This window comes from Kitasatospora sp. MBT66 (assembly GCF_000710405.2).
GTDB classification, from domain to species: Bacteria; Actinomycetota; Actinomycetes; order Streptomycetales; family Streptomycetaceae; genus Kitasatospora; species Kitasatospora purpeofusca.
On sequence record NZ_JAIY01000008.1, the window covers coordinates 251,466 to 270,082 of the forward strand.

Annotated in this window: 19 protein-coding genes; 6 read left to right on the forward strand and 13 right to left on the reverse strand. The window is 72.8% G+C overall.

Features of this window, described 5'->3' with window-relative positions; all coding sequences use genetic code 11:
- Nucleotides 1–63: 63 nt before the first annotated feature.
- Both BI06_RS22425 and BI06_RS22430 read left to right on the forward strand, forming a co-directional pair.
- Entirely contained in the window at nt 64–273 is a 210-nt protein-coding gene (locus tag BI06_RS22425) for an acyl-CoA carboxylase subunit epsilon (RefSeq protein ID WP_030393819.1), read from the forward strand.
- A 271-nt stretch (nt 274–544) separates the two neighbouring features.
- Nucleotides 545–1,177, forward strand: coding sequence for a ScbR family autoregulator-binding transcription factor (locus tag BI06_RS22430; protein WP_037779812.1), 633 nt, complete (start codon nt 545–547; stop codon nt 1,175–1,177).
- On the opposite strand, the gene BI06_RS22435 is transcribed toward BI06_RS22430, so the two are convergent.
- A complete protein-coding gene (locus tag BI06_RS22435; RefSeq protein WP_051741588.1) occupies nt 1,165–1,815 on the reverse strand; it encodes a ScbR family autoregulator-binding transcription factor in 651 nt (216 codons plus the stop codon). The two genes, BI06_RS22430 and BI06_RS22435, sit on opposite strands and share 13 nt — an antisense overlap.
- Before the next feature lie 362 nt (nt 1,816–2,177).
- Between BI06_RS22435 and BI06_RS22440 the strand changes: the two genes are divergently transcribed.
- Complete coding sequence (locus BI06_RS22440; RefSeq protein ID WP_078879961.1) at nt 2,178–3,257, forward strand: ScbA/BarX family gamma-butyrolactone biosynthesis protein; 1,080 nt, start codon at nt 2,178–2,180, stop codon at nt 3,255–3,257.
- A gap of 71 nt (nt 3,258–3,328) precedes the next feature.
- On the opposite strand, the gene BI06_RS22445 is transcribed toward BI06_RS22440, so the two are convergent.
- The 7 genes from BI06_RS22445 to hemL form a co-directional block, all read right to left on the reverse strand.
- A complete protein-coding gene (locus tag BI06_RS22445) occupies nt 3,329–3,736 on the reverse strand; it encodes a hypothetical protein (RefSeq protein WP_030393815.1) in 408 nt (135 codons plus the stop codon).
- 125 nt (nt 3,737–3,861) lie between these two features.
- On the reverse strand, nt 3,862–4,995 hold the full coding sequence (gene ccsB / locus BI06_RS22450; RefSeq protein ID WP_030393814.1) for a c-type cytochrome biogenesis protein CcsB: 1,134 nt from the start codon (nt 4,993–4,995) through the stop codon (nt 3,862–3,864).
- Between the two features lie 3 nt (nt 4,996–4,998).
- Complete coding sequence (locus BI06_RS22455) at nt 4,999–6,765, reverse strand: cytochrome c biogenesis protein ResB (protein ID WP_043470864.1); 1,767 nt, start codon at nt 6,763–6,765, stop codon at nt 4,999–5,001.
- 3 nt (nt 6,766–6,768) lie between these two features.
- Nucleotides 6,769–7,542, reverse strand: coding sequence for a cytochrome c biogenesis CcdA family protein (locus BI06_RS22460; protein ID WP_043470867.1), 774 nt, complete (start codon nt 7,540–7,542; stop codon nt 6,769–6,771).
- Nucleotides 7,539–8,144, reverse strand: a complete 606-nt coding sequence (locus BI06_RS22465) for a TlpA disulfide reductase family protein (protein ID WP_341845487.1) — start codon at nt 8,142–8,144, stop codon at nt 7,539–7,541. Before BI06_RS22465 ends, BI06_RS22460 begins: the two co-directional genes overlap by 4 nt.
- A gap of 250 nt (nt 8,145–8,394) precedes the next feature.
- Nucleotides 8,395–9,042 (reverse strand): histidine phosphatase family protein, encoded by a 648-nt coding sequence (locus BI06_RS22470; RefSeq protein WP_051741728.1) that lies wholly within the window; start codon nt 9,040–9,042, stop codon nt 8,395–8,397.
- Nucleotides 9,043–9,137: 95 nt separating this feature from the next.
- A complete protein-coding gene (gene hemL, locus BI06_RS22475; RefSeq protein WP_030393809.1) occupies nt 9,138–10,466 on the reverse strand; it encodes a glutamate-1-semialdehyde 2,1-aminomutase in 1,329 nt (442 codons plus the stop codon).
- A gap of 467 nt (nt 10,467–10,933) precedes the next feature.
- Here hemL and BI06_RS22480 point away from each other — a divergent pair, with 467 nt between their 5' ends.
- Nucleotides 10,934–11,416, forward strand: a complete 483-nt coding sequence (locus tag BI06_RS22480; RefSeq protein ID WP_078879960.1) for a hypothetical protein — start codon at nt 10,934–10,936, stop codon at nt 11,414–11,416.
- A 91-nt stretch (nt 11,417–11,507) separates the two neighbouring features.
- On the opposite strand, the gene BI06_RS22485 is transcribed toward BI06_RS22480, so the two are convergent.
- From BI06_RS22485 to BI06_RS22505, 5 genes are all read right to left on the reverse strand, one after another.
- Complete coding sequence (locus tag BI06_RS22485) at nt 11,508–13,292, reverse strand: LCP family protein (RefSeq protein ID WP_233290257.1); 1,785 nt, start codon at nt 13,290–13,292, stop codon at nt 11,508–11,510.
- Nucleotides 13,293–13,467: 175 nt separating this feature from the next.
- The gene (locus BI06_RS22490; RefSeq protein WP_043470870.1) at nt 13,468–14,916 is read right to left on the reverse strand and encodes an MFS transporter; all 1,449 of its coding nucleotides are present in this window, start codon (nt 14,914–14,916) and stop codon (nt 13,468–13,470) included.
- A 107-nt stretch (nt 14,917–15,023) separates the two neighbouring features.
- Nucleotides 15,024–15,512 carry a MarR family winged helix-turn-helix transcriptional regulator gene (locus tag BI06_RS22495; RefSeq protein WP_030393805.1) on the reverse strand — a complete coding sequence of 163 codons (489 nt, stop codon included), beginning with the start codon at nt 15,510–15,512 and terminating at the stop codon, nt 15,024–15,026.
- An 81-nt stretch (nt 15,513–15,593) separates the two neighbouring features.
- A complete protein-coding gene (locus BI06_RS22500; RefSeq protein ID WP_107113381.1) occupies nt 15,594–16,919 on the reverse strand; it encodes a hypothetical protein in 1,326 nt (441 codons plus the stop codon).
- Nucleotides 16,920–17,220: 301 nt separating this feature from the next.
- A complete protein-coding gene (locus BI06_RS22505) occupies nt 17,221–17,460 on the reverse strand; it encodes a chaplin (protein ID WP_030393803.1) in 240 nt (79 codons plus the stop codon).
- 476 nt (nt 17,461–17,936) lie between these two features.
- On the opposite strand from BI06_RS22505, the gene BI06_RS22510 reads away from it, so the two are divergent.
- Nucleotides 17,937–18,179 carry a chaplin gene (locus BI06_RS22510; RefSeq protein WP_030393802.1) on the forward strand — a complete coding sequence of 81 codons (243 nt, stop codon included), beginning with the start codon at nt 17,937–17,939 and terminating at the stop codon, nt 18,177–18,179.
- Between the two features lie 109 nt (nt 18,180–18,288).
- Complete coding sequence (locus BI06_RS22515) at nt 18,289–18,561, forward strand: chaplin (protein WP_030393801.1); 273 nt, start codon at nt 18,289–18,291, stop codon at nt 18,559–18,561.
- Nucleotides 18,562–18,617: the final 56 nt, after the last annotated feature.

Here is an 18,617-nt window from a genome sequence, read left to right on the forward strand (position 1 = left end):
CCGAGCAGTACGGCCGGCCCCGCCGACGCCCACTCACCACTGACGCCGGGAGAAATCCGGACCATGACCGCTTCCGCCGAACCACTCGTCCGAATCGTCCGCGGCTCGCTCTCCGACGAGGAGCTCGCCGCCCTGACCGCCGTGCTGATGGCCCGCGCCGCGGCCGCCCAGCAGGCGGCCGCCTCCTCGCCGGTCGAGCCGATCGCCAACTGGCAGCGCCTGGAGCGCCGTCCGGCGTACTTCTCGCCGGTCAGCTGGCAGTGGGCCGCCTGACGCCTCGCCCGAGGGCCCGCACGGAGACCGCTCGGCCGTCGGCCGGCCACCCGCAGTACCGGGGTGGCCGGCCGACGGCGTTCCCCGGGACGGGGGCCGGGGAACGCGGACCAGGGACCGGGGCGGCCAGCGGGGGCCGGCGGGGGCCGGAACTCAGCACTGCCGCCCGAAACGGCTCGAAAGGGTCCCTACCGGACGGTATGCGGGCCGCCGCCCGGCCCGCCGCCGTAGGATCCAGCAGCTGACGACCGGAACCACCAGGGAGACTGCGATGGCCAGGCAGGCCCGCGCGCTGGCGACCCGCCAGACGGTGCTGCGCGCCGCGGCCGAGGTGTTCGACGAGCGCGGCTACGCGGGCGCCACCATGGCCGAGATCCTGGACCGGGCCGGGGTCACCAAGGGCGCGCTCTACTTCCACTTCCCGTCCAAGGAGGAGCTGGCGCTCGCCGTGATCGAGGGCCAGGGCGCCTGGCTGGCCACCTGGCAGCCGGCTTCCGACAGCCCGATGCAGACCGTGATCGACCTCGGGCACGCCTTCGCCCACTCGCTGCTGGACGACCCGCTGCTGCGCGGCTCGATCCGGCTGACCATCGAGCACGGCACCTTCACCCAGCCGCAGATCGGCGCCTACCAGGGCTGGACGGACGCGGCGCGGGAGCTGCTGGAGCGGGCCCGGGACGCCGGCGAGCTCCGGCCGGGGGTGCGGCCCGCGGCCGCCGCGGGCGTGATCACCGGCGCGGTGACCGGCATCCAGCTCAGCTCGCAGGTCCTGACCGACCGCAAGGACCTGCTGCAGCGGATGGCCGATCTCTGGGCGCTGCTGCTGCCCGGACTCGTCGAGCCGCGGACCCTCGCCCGGCTGAACACCTCCGACCGGGGCCGGGTCACGGCTCAGATCCGGTAGTCCGCCACCCGGTCGGCCGGGACGAGCGACGGCAGGGCCACCGTCCAGAGGCCGCCGACCGCCTCGGCGGCCAGCCGGCCGGTGGACTCGGCGGCGAACAGCACCAGCCCGGCCGCCAGGGTGGTCAGCAGCCCGGCCGCCTGCTCCCGGTCCAGCCCGGGCCGCAGCTCGCCGGCCGCGGCGGCACGGTCGAGCAGGGCGCGGAAGACGGCGGTCAGGCTCCACCACGCGTCCGCCGAGGGCTCCGGCGGCGAACCGGCCGGCGACACCACCGCCCCCACCCCGCAGCCGGCCGGACGGCCGCCGAGGCCGAGCAGCACACCGGCCCGGACGACCACGTCCTCGCGCAGCAGCCGGGCCAGTTCGTGGGTGAGGTCGAGGAGTTCCTGGACGGCCGGCCCCCGGCCGCGCAGCGCGCGCAGCACGGCCAGGCCGATGCTGTCGGCCGCCGCGGTCCGGACCCCGTCCGCGAGCGCCTGCTTGGAGACGAAGTGGAAGTAGAGCGCGCCCTTGCTGACGCCCGCCCGGCGGCTGATGTCGACCAGGCTCGCCGACTCGAAGCCCGCGTCGGCGAAGGTGTCCGCCGCCGCCAGCAGCACGGCCTGCCTGGTCCGTCCCGCCCGTTCCTGCTTGGCCACTCGGTCCCTCCGGCCCCCGGCCGTGGCGAGCTCCGGCTCGCCCGGTTGCTGTCACGGCGCCGTCGTCGATGGTGCGGCGCCTCTGCGGACCGCCGGTGGCGCGCCGCGCCCACCCGAAACCGCATGGTTGGTATCTAATCTAGCCCCTGCCCGGCCCCCGCCGTCCAGAGGGGACCGACCCCCGCCCAAGGTCCGGGGCGGGCCGCCCAGGCCGTTACCGCAGGCCGGAACGCGGGTACGGTGAACCCGCCGGGTGCGCGCCGGCGACTACCCCGCGGGGGGAGCAGAAACCGGGTGGCCTGTATGTTTTGCGCAGGCCGCCAGTACGGCCGGCCGACCGACACCCGGGAGTGGGGCCAGTCATGCCAGTGTTCACCGCGATGGACGGCGACGCTCCGTATCCCCACCCCGGCCCCGGCCAACCGGGCCCGCGCCGCTACGACTTCCACGAACGGACCGTCTCCCGCCAGCTGGTCCACCGCTCCTCCGTCGCCGAAGTACTCATCACCGGCTGGCAGTCCACCGGTCCGTACGACTTCCTGCTGGGCGCCCAGTGGCCCCGGCTGCACGGCTTCTACCGGCTGCCCGGCGACCGGCACCACGACCCGGTGCTGATGGCCGAAACCGTCAGGCAGGCCGCCCTGTTGGTCGGGCACGCCGGTTTCGGTGTGCCCCACGACCACCACGCCGTACTCGACGAACTCGGCTACACCCTCGGCCCGGCCGGCCTCGACGGCCTCGCGGTCGGCGCCGCCCCCACCGAGCTGATGCTCAGGATCAGCTGCCACGACGTCCGGATGCGGCACGGGCGGCTGGTCGCGCTGCGGGTGCACGCGGAGATCGAACGGGACGGCCGTCCGGTCGGCCGCGGTGTCGGGGGCCTGCGGATCCTCTCCCCGGCCGCCTACGACCGGCTGCGCGGCCCCCGCCGCCCGGCCGCCCCGCCGCGGATCCCGGAACAGGTCGTCGCGCCGGAACTGGTGGGCCGCCAGCAGGCCGCCGACGTGGTGCTCGGCCCCGCGCTGCTGCCCGGCAGCTGGCTGCTGCGCGCCGACGCCGCCCACCCGGTGCTGTTCGACCCGATGGACCCGGCCCCCGGGCACCTGCCCGGGATGCTGGTCCTGGAGGCCGCCCGGCAGGCCGCGCAGCGTCTGCACCACCCGGACCGGGTGGTGCCGGTGGACCTGGTGACGGCCTTCCACGACCCGATCGCGCCGGACCGCCCCTGTGTGGTGCGGGCCGTCCAGGAGGTCGGACCGGAGTCCGCCCAGGACGGCTGCGGCGGGCGCCGGGCGCCCGTCCGGGTCGTCCTGGTCCAGGACGGCCGCACGGTGGCCGAGGTCCGGCTGACCGGCGCCCCGGCCGACGGCACCCCCGCCGGTGGCGGCAAGTCCGCGGCGGCCCCGGCCCCCGCCCGCCGCGGCCTGCCGCTCGCCAGCTGAAGCGGCACCCTCCGGCTCCCCGCTCCCCCGTACCTCCCGCGCCCCGCCCCGCGTCCGCTACTGCCGCCGGGTCAGGCCGCCACCAGCGCCGACGACGGCCGCCCCGCGTGCATCACGCTGAGGTTCTCCGCCAGCCGCCCCGGGTCCTGCGCCAGCCAGAGCCGCAGCGCGGCACCCAGCATCGCGCTGGCCGAACCGATCCGGACCTGCGTCACCTGGGCGATCCGGGCCGCGCCCGGCACCAGCAGATCGGCCAGCGGCGTCGGCAGCCAGACGGTCAGCGCGCACGGCGCGGGGGCCGCGAGGGCACCCAGCAGCCGGTGGGCGTCGGCCGGCGAGACGAACGTCGGGATGATGTCCAGCAGCCCGTCCGCCACCACCTCGGACACGTCGCTGCGGTGCCCCTGGGCGAGCCGACGGAGCAGCAGCTGCTCGGCGGCGGTGATTCGGACGGTCAGCATGACCTCGTCGCACTCCATTGCGCGATTTCCTCCTCAGTTCCTCCCCGTGCCGGACCGGGTGGCCCGGCACGCACTACCCCCGTCGCACCTCGGCCCGGCTTCCTGGTCTGGAGCGCCGGGCCGGTGTGTGGTTCCCGTTCCGGTCAGAGCCCCGCGTAGGAGTGCTTGCCGGTCACGAAGATGTTCACGCCGTAGTAGTTGAACAGCCAGCAGGCGAAGGCGCCGAGGGCCAGGTAGGCGGCCTTGCGTCCCTTCCAGCCGGCCGTGGCGCGGGCGTGCAGGTAGCACGCGTAGGCGACCCAGGTGATGAACGACCAGGTCTCCTTCGGGTCCCACTCCCAGTACTTGCCCCAGGCGGCCTCGGCCCAGATCGCGCCCGCGATGATGGTGAAGGTCCAGAGCGGGAAGACCAGCGCGTTGATCCGGTAGGACAGCTTGTCCAGGGTCGAGGCGGCGGGCAGCCGGCGCCAGATCGACGGCGAGGTGCCGAGCGGGCCCTTGGCCAGGCCGGCCGCCATCCGCTTGTCGAAGGAGTCCTTGCCCAGGTAGAGCAGGGTCGTGATGAACGCCGCGTAGAAGGCGCCGCCGCAGATGATCGCGGTGGAGACGTGGATCGCCAGCCAGTAGGAGTGCAGGGCCGGCACGAGCTGCTCGGACTCGGTGTAGAGCACGGAGACGGCGACGCCCAGGGTGAGCAGCACCGCCAGGGTGACCGGCAGACCGAGCCAGCGGACCGGCTTCTTCGCGATCATCAGGCCGAGGAAGGCCAGCGTCATGGCGAGCGCGAAGGCGCAGGAGAACTCGTACATGTTGCCCCACGGCCAGCGGGACACCGAGAGGCCGCGGGTGAGCACGCCGCCCGCGTGCAGCAGGGCGGCGAGCACGGTGAGCGAGACCGCGATCCGGCCGGACAGGTCGGCCTTCTCGCTGCTGCCGGCCGCGCCGGGGCCGTCGAGGTCCTCGTCGCCGCGCCCGCTGGTCACCACCGTCGCGCCCTCGCCGGCCAGCGCCGTGCGGGTGAGCGTGGTGGTGCCGCCGCCCGCCGAGGCGACGGTGACGGTGACCTTCTTGGCGCCCTTGGCCCTGGCCTCCGCCGCGGCGACGGCCCCGGCCAGGCCCGCCTGCTCGGTGGAGCGGACGGCGACGGCGCCCTTGGCACCGAAGGTCCACTCGAACATGTAGGCGAACATGGCGATCAGGTAGACCGCCATCGCCGAATAGATCAGCTTGTTGGACAGGTCGGCCAGCTGCGGGTCGACCGACGAGGCGAGGTGCACCGTCTACTCCTTGGAGTTCTGATCGGCGGGAACTGCGGATTCTGCGGGTGCCGAGGCCTCGTCGGCCTCCGCGGAGCCGTCCTCGGACTCGTCGTCGGACTCGTCGTCGGACTCGTCGTCGAGCGCCGGGGCGTCGTCCTGGAGGTCCACCGCGAGCGCGGCCAGCTCCTCGGCGATCTTCGCCGACTCGCTCCGGCCCAGCCCGGCCAGTTCGACCTGAGTCCCGCCGCCCGGCAGGGCCACCGCCCGCACCCAGATCCGGCGCCGCTGGATGAACAGCGAGCCGATCAGGCCGGCGATCGCCAGCACCGCGCCGGTCAGCGCGATCGCGTTCCCCGGACGGTGCGAGACGTTGAAGCTGGCCCACTGCTTGTAGCCCTCGAAGGTGACCGAGCCGTAGCCGTCCGGCAGGGCCCAGGCCTCGCCCGGCTTCAGCCGGACCTTGGCCGGCTGGCCGTCCTGCTGGAGCTGGGTCAGGTTCTTCGTGTTGAGCTGGTAGATGTTCTGCGGCAGGCCGGAGTCGGTGCCCAGGTCGCCCGCGTAGGCGTTGAGCACGAGCACCGGGTCCGCGTCACCGGGGAACAGCGAGCGCGGGCCGGTGTTCCGGTCGAAGGCCACCGGGGCGGTCGGCAGGAAGAAGCCGGACAGGCCCAGCTGGGTCCGCTTCCCGTCCTTGTCGCCGTAGTCGGACACCTTGATGACGCCGGTGGAGGTCAGGTTGCCGTCCTGCGGCAGGAACGGGGTGGCGCCGGTGTAGACGACGTCGCCGGCGGCGTTGCGCACGGTGATCTTCGGCGCGTAGCCGTGCCCGATCAGGAAGAACTTGCTGCCGCCGATCTCCAGCGGGTGGTTGACCTCGATCTTCCCCTGCTTGAGCTTCGCCGGGTCGCTGCCCTCGTAGTAGTCGACGTTCGCGGTGAACTCCCGCGCGCTGCCGATCTGCGAGCCGTTGTTCTGGAACTTCGAGGTGAACCTGTTCAGCTTCACGTAGAACGGGTCGAGGTCCTCGGTCCCGTAGAACCGGGTGCCGGTGAAGTCGTCGAGCTGGGTGATCGTGTTGGAGTAGCCCTCGCCCTCGACCAGCAGCTTGCCGCCGGTGCCGCTGGCCAGGCTCGCCCAGGCGAAGCCGCCGAGCAGCGCGAACAGCGACAGGTGGAAGACCAGGTTGCCGACCTCGCGCAGGTAGCCCTTCTCGGCCGCCACCGCGCCGCCGTCCAGGTGCGCCCGGAAGCGCCGCGCCCGCAGCAGCCGGTGGGCGGCGGCGTTGACGGTCGCGGCGTCCGCGTCCGTCCGCCAGGCCGCGTACACCGGCATCCGGGTCAGGTTGCGCGGCGCCGCCGGCGGCCGGGAGCGCAGCACCCCGACGAACTGCCAGGTGCGCGGCACGATGCAGCCGGCCAGCGAGACGAACAGCAGGATGTAGATCGCGGAGAACCAGACCGAGCTGTAGACGTCGAACAGCTGGAGCTTCTCGTAGATCGGCGCGACCGTGGTGTGCTGCGCCTTCCAGGTCTCGACCTTGAACTGGTTCTGGCCGTTCTGCGGGATCAGCGAGCCCGGGATGGCCGCCAGCGAGAGCAGGAAGAGCAGGATCAGCGCGACCCGCATCGAGGTCAGCTGGCGCCACATCCAGCGCAGCCAGCCGACCACGCCGATGCCGGTCGGACCGTCGGACTCGGCCGGGGCGGTGGTGAGCCGCTCGGCCGCTTCCTCGGTGGCGCCCTGCGCCGTGTCACCGACCCGATCACGGTCGGTCGTCGTGTTGGTCACGGGTCAGATTCCGATCTGGAAGCCGGCGAACCGGTTCTGCAGGTCACTCACCATGGCGTCCCAGACTCCGGTGACCAGCAGCAGACCGACCACGACGAGCATGCCGCCGCCGATCCGCATGACGAGCGGGTAGTGCCGCTTCACCCAGCCGAAGGCGCCCAGCGCCCGGCGGAAGGCCAGCGCGGCCACGATGAACGGTACGCCGAGACCGAGGCAGTAGAAGACCATCAGCAGCGCACCGCGCTGGGCGTCGGCCTGGTTGAGCGCGAGGTTGGTGACGGTGGCCAGGGTCGGCCCCATGCACGGGGTCCAGCCGACCCCGAAGACCACCCCGAGCAGCGGCGCGCCGAGCAGCCCGGCCACCGGGCGGCGGTGGGTGCGCACCTCGCGCATGCTCAGACCGGGCACCAGCCCCATGAAGGCCAGGCCCATCACGATGGTGAGCGCCCCGAGCACCTTGCTGATGACCGCCTGGTGCTCCTTGAGCGTGTCGCCGAACTGGCCGAACAGCGCGCCGCTGGAGACGAAGACGGCGGTGAAGCCGAGGATGAACAGCCCCGCGCCGGCCAGCATCCGGCCGCGCCGGGCCCCGCGCGCGTCGGCGAGGTCGGCGGCCGAGAAGCCGGTCACGTAGGAGAGGTAGCCGGGGACGAGCGGCAGCACGCAGGGCGAGAAGAACGACACCAGGCCCGCCGCCAGCGCGATCGGCGCCGCGACCAGCAGCGCCCCGCTCTGGATGGTCCCGATGTTGTCGGCGAGCTGCAGCGTCCCGCTCACCGCTGCTGCTCCGCCAGCACCGGCTGGAGCATCGTCTCGAGGGCGTCGTCGGTCTGGCCGCCGACGGCGCGGGCGGCGAGCCGGCCGTCCCGGTCGACCACCAGGGTGGTCGGGATGGACTGCGGGTTGAGGCTGCCCTTGGGGAACTTGAGCAGCTGGGCGCCGGCCGGGTCGTAGATGCTGGGGAAGGTGACGCCCTTCTCCTGCTCGAAGCGGACGGCGTTCTTGATCTCGGTGTCCCGGGTGTTGATCCCGAGGAACTGCACGCCCTGGTCCTTGTACTTGTCCCAGATCCGCTGGAGGTCGTCGGCCTCCGAGCGGCACGGGCCGCACCAGGAGCCCCAGACGTTCAGCACGACGACCTTGCCCCGGTAGTCCGAGAGCTTGGCCGGGGCGCCCTCCAGGGTGTCGCCGCCGATGTCCGGCGCTTCCTGGCGGTGGCCGACGGCGGCGGTGGAGATGTTGCTGCCCTTGGCGGTGACGAATCCGATCTGCCCGTCACCACTGGCCGAGGAGCCGGAGGAGCTGCAGGCGGTGAGGACCAGCGCGGCAGCGGCGGCGGTGACCGCGGCGGCGGCGAGGCGGGGACGGGGGCGCGTCATGCCAGACATGTGAAAAGTTTCGCATGGAGTCACGGGCAGGTACCGGGGGGTCCGGCATTGTCTGCCGGACCCCCTCTGACCTGCGGCGGGATCGATCCACGGGGTGTCGCGGGAGTGTGACCCAGGTCTTACTCACACGGCCCTTACACCGAATCGGGAACCATGAACACCGTTCCGCTCGTCCGGTCCTCCTCGGCGTACCCGGAACCGGACGCCCCGGATCGGCCGCCGTCCGGCCCCGGAGCCGGCGTCAGGCGCCGAAGCTCTTGCCCACCGGCTTGCTCTTGCCGCCCTTGCCGACCAGATGGGCCGGCAGCAGGTCGCGGGCCGGCTCGCGGTAGCCCACCGAGACGATCCGGTCGCCCTCGTAGGTGAAGCTGGTCAGCGAGGCCAGTGAGCACTGCCGGTTGCGCGGGTCGTGCCAGAGCCGGCGGCGCTCCACGAAGGAGCGGACGATCCAGATCGGCAGCTGGTGGCTCACGCAGACCGCCTCGTGCCCCCGCGCGGCGTCCCGGGCAGCGGCCAGCGCGCCCATCATCCGCACCGCCTGCTCCAGGTACGGCTCGCCCCAGGAGGGCTTGAACGGGTTGGTGAGGTACTTCCAGTAGGACGGGTTGCGCAGCGAGCCGTCGCCCACTCCGAAGGTCTTGCCCTCGAAGATGTTCTCCGCCTCGATCAGCCGCCCGTCCGACGCGAGGTCCAGCCCGTGGGACCGGGCGATCGGCGCGGCGGTCTCCTGGGCGCGCTCCAGCGGGGACGCCACCACGTGGGTGATGTCCCGCCCGGCCAGGTCCTCGGCGACCCGCTCGGCCATCTCCCGGCCCAGTTCGGACAGCCGGTAGCCCGGGAGGCGGCCGTAGAGGACGCCCTCCGGGTTGTGCACCTCACCGTGCCGCATCAGATGGACGACGGTGATGTCCTTGGCGCTCACTTCTCAGTACTCCTGGGACTCGTAAGGGCTGGGCGCCGGGGCCTGGTGGCCCGGGCGGTGGCTCAGGCGGTCGCTTCGGCGGCGGCCCGGGCGGCGGCGGGCAGGGCGGCGGCGATGCGCTCGATCGCCCGCTCGTCGTGCGCCGAGGAGACGAACCAGGACTCGAAGGCGGACGGCGGCAGGTAGACGCCCTGGGAGAGCATGGAGTGGAAGAACGCGGTGAAGCGGAAGGACTCCTGGGTCTTCGCCTCGTCGTAGTTCGTCACGGCGTCCTCGGTGAAGAACACCGAGAACATGTTCCCGGCGGTCTGCAGCCGGTGCGTCACGCCCTCCTTGGCGAGCGCGGCGGAGACCAGGCCGGAGACCTCGGCGGCGACCCGGTCGACGGCCGTGTAGACCTCGTCGGTGCAGCCCCGCAGCTGGGCCAGGCCGGCCGCGGTGGCGATCGGGTTCCCGGAGAGCGTGCCGGCCTGGTAGACCGGGCCGGCCGGGGCGAGGTGGGCCATCACGTCGGCGCGGCCGCCGAAGGCCGCCGCCGGGAAGCCGCCGCCCATGACCTTGCCGAAGGTCAGCAGGTCGGGCGCCCAGCCCTCGTGCGCGGCCTCCAGGCCGTACCAGCCCGCCTTCGACACGCGGAAGCCGGTCATCACCTCGTCGGAGACGAACAGCGCGCCGTTCTCCCGGCAGAGCCGGGCCAGGCCGCCGTTGAAGCCGGGCAGCGGCGGGACGACGCCCATGTTGCCGGGCGAGGCCTCGGTGATCACGCAGGCGATCTCGCCGGGGTGGGCCCGGAAGGCCGCCTCGACGGCGGCGAGGTCGTTGTACGGCAGCACGATGGTGTCGCCGGCCTGGGCGCCGGTGACGCCCGGGGTGTCCGGCAGGCCGAAGGTGGCGAGGCCGGAACCGGCGGCGGCCAGCAGCGCGTCCACGTGGCCGTGGTAGCAGCCGGCGAACTTCACGATCTTGGCCCGGCCGGTGAAGCCCCGGGCCAGCCGGATCGCCGACATGGTGGCCTCGGTGCCGGAGGAGACCAGGCGGACCTGCTCGACCGGGGCGACCCGGGCGACGATCTCCTCGGCCAGCTCGACCTCGCCCTGCCCGGGCGTGCCGAAGGAGGTGCCGCGGGAGACCGCTTCCCGTACCGCGTCCAGGACGGCGGGGTGCGCGTGGCCGAGGATCATCGGACCCCACGAGCAGACCAGGTCGACGTACTCGCGGCCGTCGGCGTCGGTCAGGTAGGGGCCGGTTCCGGACACCATGAAGCGCGGCGTACCGCCGACGGCGCGGAAGGCGCGCACCGGGGAGTTCACGCCGCCGGGCGTGACGACCGAGGCACGATCGAAGAGCGACTGGGACTGGGGTGCTTCGTAGGGGTAGCTCACGGGAGACATGGTCTCAAATCGTGTCCTTCACCTCTGCATGTCGGACCTCATCATCTGGAACGATGATCCGGGCGCCCGAGTCTGTACGGTTATCCGTACAACAGGACCCCTGGCTGCGCCGGGCACCCGGACCAGTCAGACTATGTACCCGGAGTGTCTCCGGGGTTCGGCCGGCCGCGAGGCTGGGCAGGAACTCCGGGTCGATGCAGGGGTGTGAAGAGGACTGCCGCGTACCTCGACTGGGTACGGCGGCGCATGACGGGTAAGGAGCACGTCCGGAGGACACCGGACGTGCGGGGGTCTGTCGATTCCGGCGAATTCCGGTGAGGATGGTCCGAGTGTCCGAGGCGCAGGACGGCTACGACGAGGCCGCGGGTGGCCCCCGCCGGCCCGCCGAGACCGCACGCGGGGGTACGGGAGCGGGAACGGGGCGTGGCGGCCGTGGCCGTGAGAGGCGGGGTGAGGGACGCGTGGGGGTGACGTACAAGTACTTCGGCGCACCCGACCGGGCGACCGCGGCCCGGGTCCCGACCGCGCTGGGCCCCGGCGGGCTCGGCCTGGACGCGGGCGAACTCGGTTCGCTCGGCCGGCTCGGCGATCTGATGGAGACCAGCGGCTCGCCCAACGGCCACCTCTCCACCAAGATCAAGCCGGAGACCATGAGCGCGATGGTCCTCACCGGCATCCAGGGCGTACCGCTGCACCAGGTGCCCCCGCTGGAACTGGTGGTGCTGCACCCGGACTACGCCGTCGTCCAGCTCCCCCACAACGTCGTCGAACCGCTGCGGAAGGCCGACGAGACCGAACTCGGCGCCGCCGCCTTCATCTGGTCCACCGTCCCCGACCGCCGGGGCCCGCGCGACGCCTTCGTGATCTACAGCATGCTGCACGAGTGGCAGGACTTCGCGAACCGCCTCCACGACGCGGGGCACCAGCTGTACTGCCTGGTCTGGCCCTGACCGACCGGCTCCGCGGGACGTTCGACGGGCGGGGCCCCCGGCGTGATGCCGGGGGCCCCGCCCGTCGGTGTCGGGAGGAGGCTTCGGGGGGTCAGCCGCCGGAGCCGTAGCTGGTGTTGGCGCAGATGTCGTCGTCCGCCGAACGGGCTTCCTCGGTGACCGAGCTGGGCAGCGGGGCGGGGGCGACCGGGGTGCCCGGAGCGGTCGTGGCGGCGCCGCCGTTGGCGTCGGCGTAGTCCTTGCCGAGGACGACGCTGATGCCGGCCGCCGTGGTGGAGGTGAGGGTGGCCCCGGGGAACAGCGCGGCGACCTTCTCGGCGTTGGCCTTCTGCCCGGCGCCGTACTCGATCGTCGTGGTGAGCTTGTTGGTGGACTTCGCCTGGTTGACGCCGGTGACGGTGAACTGGGCCGCCTTCAGCGCCTCACCCGCCTTGGCACCGAGCCCGTTGACGGTCGTTCCGTTGAAGACCGCGACCTTGACCGGGGCCGCGGCGGCGCGCGCGGGCGGCGCGGTGGTGGTCGGCGGGGCCTCCGGGGTGGCCGGCGCCGGCGCCGGGGCCTCCGGGGCGGCGGGCTGCTCGCCGGTGGCGTCCTTGCCGTCCAGGGTGCGGTCGGCCTTGATGGCCTCCCACAGCCTGTCCACGTCGGGCTTCACCAGGTCGAGGTTGGCATCGCTGTAACGCCACGGCGGGGTCACGAACTTGAGGTCGTGCAGGTCGATGTTCTTCAGCGAGAGGGCGAAGGACATCAGCTTGTCGACCGAGTTGAGCCCCTCGTCCACCCGCAGCGACTTGGTGGCGGCGTCGGCCAGCGGCAGCAGGGTGGTGGGCTCCAGGCCCTTCTTCTTCACCGTGCTGATCATCGAACTCATGAAGGCCTGCTGACGCTTCATCCGGCCGATGTCCGAGCCGTCGCCGATGCCGTGCCGCAGCCGGACGTAGTCGAGCGCCTGCTGGCCCTCCACCTTCTGCCGTCCGGCCGGGAGGACCTGGGCGCCCCGCTTGTTGAGGTTCGGGTTGATGTCGCCCTCGTAGATGACCTTGGGCAGGCAGACCTCGACGCCGCCGACGGCCTTGGTCATCGCCGCGAAGCCCGAGAAGTCGACCACCAGGGTGTGGTCGACCCGGATCCCGGTGAGCTTCTCCACCGTGTTCTGGGTGCAGGCGGCGTTGCCCTCGTTCGAGTCGCCCTGCGAGAAGGCGGCGTTGAAGAGGATGTCCTTGCCCTTCTGCTCCTTGGTCCACTTGCCGTTGGGGAGCTTGCAGGGCGGGATGGTCACCAGGGTGTTGCGCGGGATCGAGACGCCGATGGCGTTCTTGTGGTCGGCGTAGACGTGCAGCAGGATCGTGGTGTCCGAGCGGGCCCCCTCGGCGTCGCCGCCGCCGAGGTCGGAGTTGCCGGCGCCCCGGCTGTCGGAGCCGATCAGCAGGATGTTCACCGGCTTGTTGCCGTTGGCGTCCGCCGCGGACTCCGGCGGGCGGTCCTTGCTGAGCCCGTCCGAGTCGATGGTCTTGATGTTGCCGCTGAGCTTGAGGTAGATCGCCCCGCCGGTCCCGGCTATGAGCACCAGGGCGCCGACGGCCGTCCAGCCGACGATCTTCTTGATCTTGCGCTCGGGTTTCTTGCCGCGCCCGCCGGCCTTGCGGTGGCCCGAGCCGTTCGACCCGCCGTCGCCGCCCGGGGCACCGCGGCCGCCCTTGCCCTGGGCCGCGCGCCTGGCCTCGGCCCGGCCGCCCGCCCGGGGCGCCGGGATCGAGCCACCGGCGCCGGCCGTGCCGGTACCGGAACCGCCGGCGGCGGCGCCGTCCGCGGAGCCGCCCCCGGACGCACCCGGACCCGCCGAGCCGGTCGGGTCCTCCGAACGCGGCCTGGCCACGCTGGACCGACTCCTGTCTCGGCGACCCGACATCCCCGCACCTCTCACGGCTGTGTCCTCGAACGATCGGCGGCCGGAACGTCCGCCCCGGCGCCAGGTGGAGCATACAAGCCGACCGGAAACGACCTGTCGCCGCTCCGGGGCCGCCAGGTCCCGGGCGGCCCCGGAGGGGTCCTCACTTCTTCGGACGGGGCAGCATCGCGGTGACGGCGAAGGCCAGGGCGAGCAGACCGGCGGCGACCGTGAAGGCGAGCCGGAAACCTCCGGTGAGCGCCTCCGCCTCGGGCCGGCCGGCGGCGGCCAGGGCGTCGCCGCGGGAGGTGGCCAGGGTGGAGAGCACGGCCACCCCGAGCGCGGCACCGACCTGCTGGGTGGTGTTGAACAGCCCGGAGGCGGTCCCGGCGTCCGCCTCGCCGGCGCCGGACATGCCCAGCGCGGCCAGTCCGGAGAGCACCAGCCCGCCACCGCCGACGAGCAGCATGGTCGGCAGCAGGTCGACCACGTAGCCCGCGTCGGCCGGCAGCCGGGACAGCAGACCGAGCGCCGCGACCAGCAGCCCGAGGCCGGCCAGCAGGACGGCGCGCTCGCCGAACCGGGCGCTCAGCCGGGCGGAGAGCAGCAGGGAGACGGCACCGATGGCGACGGCGGCCGGGAGCATGGCGAGACCGGTGGCGGCGGCCCCGTAGCCGCGCACGTTCTGCAGGTAGAGCGCCACCAGGACCTGGAAGCCGAACATTCCGGAGATGACCAGCACCTGCACCGCGTTGGCGGTGGAGACGGCCCGCGAGCGGAACATCCGCAGCGGCAGCAGCGGCGTCGCGGCCAGGGCCTGCCGGACCAGGAAGCCGACCAGCAGGACCAGCGCGAGCGCGCCGAGGCCGAGGGTCCGCGCGGAGGTCCAGCCGTGCTCGGCGGTGCCGACGACGGCGTAGATGCCGAGCATCAGCGCGGCCGTGATCAGCACCGCGCCCAGGGCGTCGGCGCCGGCCCGCAGGCCGGGGCCGCGGTCGGGGGCCAGGACGCGCAGCGCCAGCAGGGCGGCGGTCAGGCCGAGCGGCAGGTTGATCAGGAAGATCCAGTGCCAGTCCAGCGCCTCGGTGAGGACTCCGCCGAGGACCTGGCCGATCGACGCGCCGGCCGCGCCGACGAAGCTGAAGGCGCCGATGGCACGGCCGCGCTCGCCCGGCTCGGGGAAGAGCGTGACGAGCATGCCGAGGCTGACCGAGGAGGCCAGGGCGCCGCCGACGCCCTGGAGGAAGCGGGCGGCGATCAGCAGCTCCGGGCCGGTGGCGAGCGCGCACAGCAGCGAGGCCGCGGTGAACAGCGCCAGGCCGGCTACGAACACCTTCCGGCGGCCGACGAGGTCCCCGAGCCGGCCGGCCAGCAGGAGCAGCCCGGCGAAGGCGATCAGATAGGCGTTGACGGTCCAGGTCAGGCCGGCGGGGGTGAAGCCGAGGTCCTGCTGGATGGCCGGCAGGGCGACGGTGACGATCGAGCCGTCCAGGACGATCATCAGCATCCCCGCGCAGAGCACGGCCAGGGCGAGGGCGCGTGAGCGGGTCGGGGCGGGCGCGCTCGGAGCGGCCGCCTTCGACGCTCGAGTGGTCGGGGCGTGCGTGGTCATAACGGATCTCCCGGTGGGTCGGCTACCGGGTAGAACGTTAGCAGATGGTTTTGTTGTGGACTATCTCTTCCGAGAGAATCTTCCTGGGGATGATCCTCTTCCTTGCTTCAGCCTCGGGAACGACGGGCCCGGCGGACCGTCCGCTCGCTCTCCACCGGCTCCGCCAGCGGCCCGCCCACCAACCGGGTCAGCGCCGCGACGAAGGCGGTGCGCTCGTCCTCCGGCAGCGCCTCCAGCACGTCCCGGTGCACCCGGTCGGCGATCGCGGTGCCCTGCTCGACGGCCCGCTCCCCCGCCTCGGTCACCGAGATGATCCGGGCCCGGCGGTCGACGGCGGACGGCCGGCGCTCGGCCAGCCCGGCCTTCTCCAGCTCGTCGACGGTCACCACCATGGTGGTCTTGTCCAGGTCGGCCAGCTCGGCCAGCTGGATCTGGGTACGCTCGTCCTCCATCGCGTGGAAGAGCACGCAGTACGCGCGCGGGGTGATGCCGAGCTCGGTGAACGCGGCCGACATCCGGGTCGCGAGCACATGGCTGGCATGGTCCAGCAGGCCGGAGAGGTCACGGATCTGCCGCACGGGCGGGCTGGTCGTCATGCCTTCGAGGTTAGCAACGACCGTCCGCCGACGGACGATCCCGTGCGGGACTGTTTTTCCACAGACCCCGGTGCCGCCGGGTTACGGGATGCCGAGCTCGAACAGCGCGTACCCCGCGTACCAGCCCGCTGCCACCGCCGGCATCGCGAACAGCCCGGCCACCGTGCTCGGCCGCAACCGGCGCAGCGCCACCGCCAGGCCGACGCACAGCGGGAAGGCCGGCAGCAGGTAGCGCGAGATGTTGCCGTAGATCTGGTTGCTGCTCAGCGCCATGAAGACGGTCAGCAGCGTGTAGATCACCAGGACCAGTGGCGGCCGCAGCCGCAGCAGCAGCACCAGCAGTCCGGGCAGGGCGATCAGCAGGCAGACCGCGATGAGGTCCGGCGCCGGATTGGACTGCCAGAACGTCCAGTGCCCGGTGATCGTGTCCAGGGTGCTGCTCAGGGTGGACGCGCCCCAGTCGAAGTAGCGGTTCCAGGCGCCGCGCTGGAGCTTGAAGTAACCGGTCCAGTCGCCCATCCGCCAGCCGACCCAGGCGATGTAGCCGAGCATGCCCCACGGGGTGATCAGCATCGCGGTCAGCGGCCGGGCCACCCCGTCGGTGCGCCGCACCAGCGCCACCAGCGCCGAGATCGAGACGGCGGCGATCACCGTGGCCGCCGTCGGCCGGTTGAGTCCGGCCACCAGGGCGAGCGTGCCGGCGGCCGGCCAGCGGCGGGTCATCACGCAGTAGCAGGCCCAGGCCGAGAGGGCGACGAACAGGGAGTCGGAGTAGACCGCCCACTCCACGCCCGAACCCGGGAACAGGCCCCAGATCACCGCCGCAGTCACACCGGCCCGGAAGCCGCCCAGCCGCTCGGCGATCGCGAAGATCCCGGCGGCGGCGACGAAGGAGGCCAGCACCGAGACGACGATCCCCGAGCCGTACGGTCCGAGCCCGGTCACCGCCCCCACCAGCCGCATCAGCCAGGGGTAGAGCGGGAAGAACGCCGCCGAGTTCTCGTAGTAGGTGGCCAGCGGGTAGCCGTGCAGCGGGATCAGCTGCGGGTCGTAGCCGTTCTCCGCGATCCGCTGGTACCAGATGCCGTCCCAGGTGCCGAGCACGTCCCAGGGGTGGGCACCGCCGCCGCGCCCCGGGTCCTTCTTCAGGAAGTCCTCGGTGTGCGAGAGCAGCAGCAGGAAGACGGTCAGCCCGGTCGCCTTGACCACCGCGTACGCGCCGAGCGCCGGCGCGAAGCGGTCGACCAGGGCACCGATCCGGCCCGGGCCCGGGGCCGGGGTGTCCGGCCGAGCGGTCTCCTCCGGGTCCACCGACCCGGACGGCGACGACGGGGAGGACGAAGGGGAGGACGACGAGGACACGCCCGCGCCCCCGCCCGACGACTCGGTGCTCGATGCCGTGCTCATCAGCTCTGGTACTCCCCGCCCCACTCGCGTCCGGCGCGCCGACCGACACCGCGACGCCGGGCGAGCCTACGACACCCCGCCCGCCGCACGGGCGGGCAGCCCGTCCAGTGGCCGGACGGGCGGGTCGTGGACGGATCGGCCGCGGGCCGGAGCGGGCCGGGCCCCGGCCCGCCGCCGGAAGCACGTGGTGCCGACGGCGACCGCCGTCGGCACCGGGGGCGGCAACGCCGCGAGCCGCCACTCCGCACCCCAGGAGGGAAGCGCGGGAGCGGCGGCTCGCACCGGCCGGACCGAGGAACGGTCAGCCGTTGTTGACGCAGGTGTTGCCGAAGGACGGGTTCAGCAGACCGATGATGTCGATCGTGTTGCCGCACAGGTTGACCGGCACGTGCACCGGAATCTGGAGCTGGTTGCCGGAGATGACACCCGGGGAACCGGCGGCGACGCCCTCGGCGCCGGAGCTGGCCATCGCGGAACCGGCACCGGCGGCCACGATGCCGACAACAGCGGCGCCGACGGCGGCCGTCTTCTTGATGCTCATAAGGAGCCTCCTGACTGTTCGACAGAGATGCACGGGGAGTGCGACATCTCCAACGAGACCCGGTCGAGCCGGTTGCGAGGGCATGCCCACTGTCACCCGTCCGGAGGAACGGACCCCCGGCCGGGCATTCGGGTGACTGCCGCATCCGACCGTTTCCCCCGGCGCACTGCCTCGTTCTCACAGTCGGAACACGCTCCACCTGCCCGCTACGACGAGGAGATCCGCCGCCGGTCCAAGCCCGTCCGGAATTCCTCCCGGTCGCGCGTCGATGCGAATTCTTCCCGGCCGTGCGGGAAACGTTCGCGGCGCACGGTACCGCGGCGGCCGCTCATCGCCCGCGCCACGGGCGACACGCGCCATCTGGGCCGCTCGAGTGACAATCACGGCATTCCCAGAAGCCACCGGGCCAGGATTTCACCTCGCCCGGATCCCGACTATTCCACAGACGGTCGGGCAGAAATCGGAGGAAGAACCACATGCGTAACCTCAAGAAGGCTGCCGCCCTGTCCCTCGCCGCCGCCGGCCTGGTGGTCGGTGCGGCCGGTGGCGCGTTCGCCAGCTCCGGTGCCCAGGGCGTCGCCGCCGGCTCCCCGGGTGTGCTCTCCGGCAACCAGATCCAGATCCCGGTGCACATCCCGGTCAACGTCTGCGGCAACTCCATCGGGCTTGTCAGCATCCTGAACCCGGCGTTCGGCAACACCTGCGTCAACCACGGCTGACCCGGCCGTCGCCGCACCGGCGACAGTCGATCGGCCGTGCCCGGGCCGCACCCGCCACGAGCGCGGTGCGGCCCGCTCAACCCGTGTGTGATCTAGGAGATCAACCCCCATGCAGAACGTGAAGAAGGCCGCCGTCCTCTCCGCCGCCGCCGCCGGCCTGGTGCTCGGCGCCGCGGGCGGTGCCGCCGCCAGCTCCGGCGCGGAGGGCGTCGCCGCCGGCTCGCCCGGTGTCGCCTCCGGCAACCAGCTCCAGGTTCCGGTGCACATCCCGGTCAACCTGTGCGGCAACTCCATCAACGTGATCGGTCTGCTGAACCCCGCGTTCGGCAACACCTGCATCAACGCGGAGGCCGAGCACCACCACGACATGGACGACTGCTGATCCCCATCGGCACGCGTTCCGCCCGCACTGCCCCCCGGCCCGCCGGCCGGGGGGCG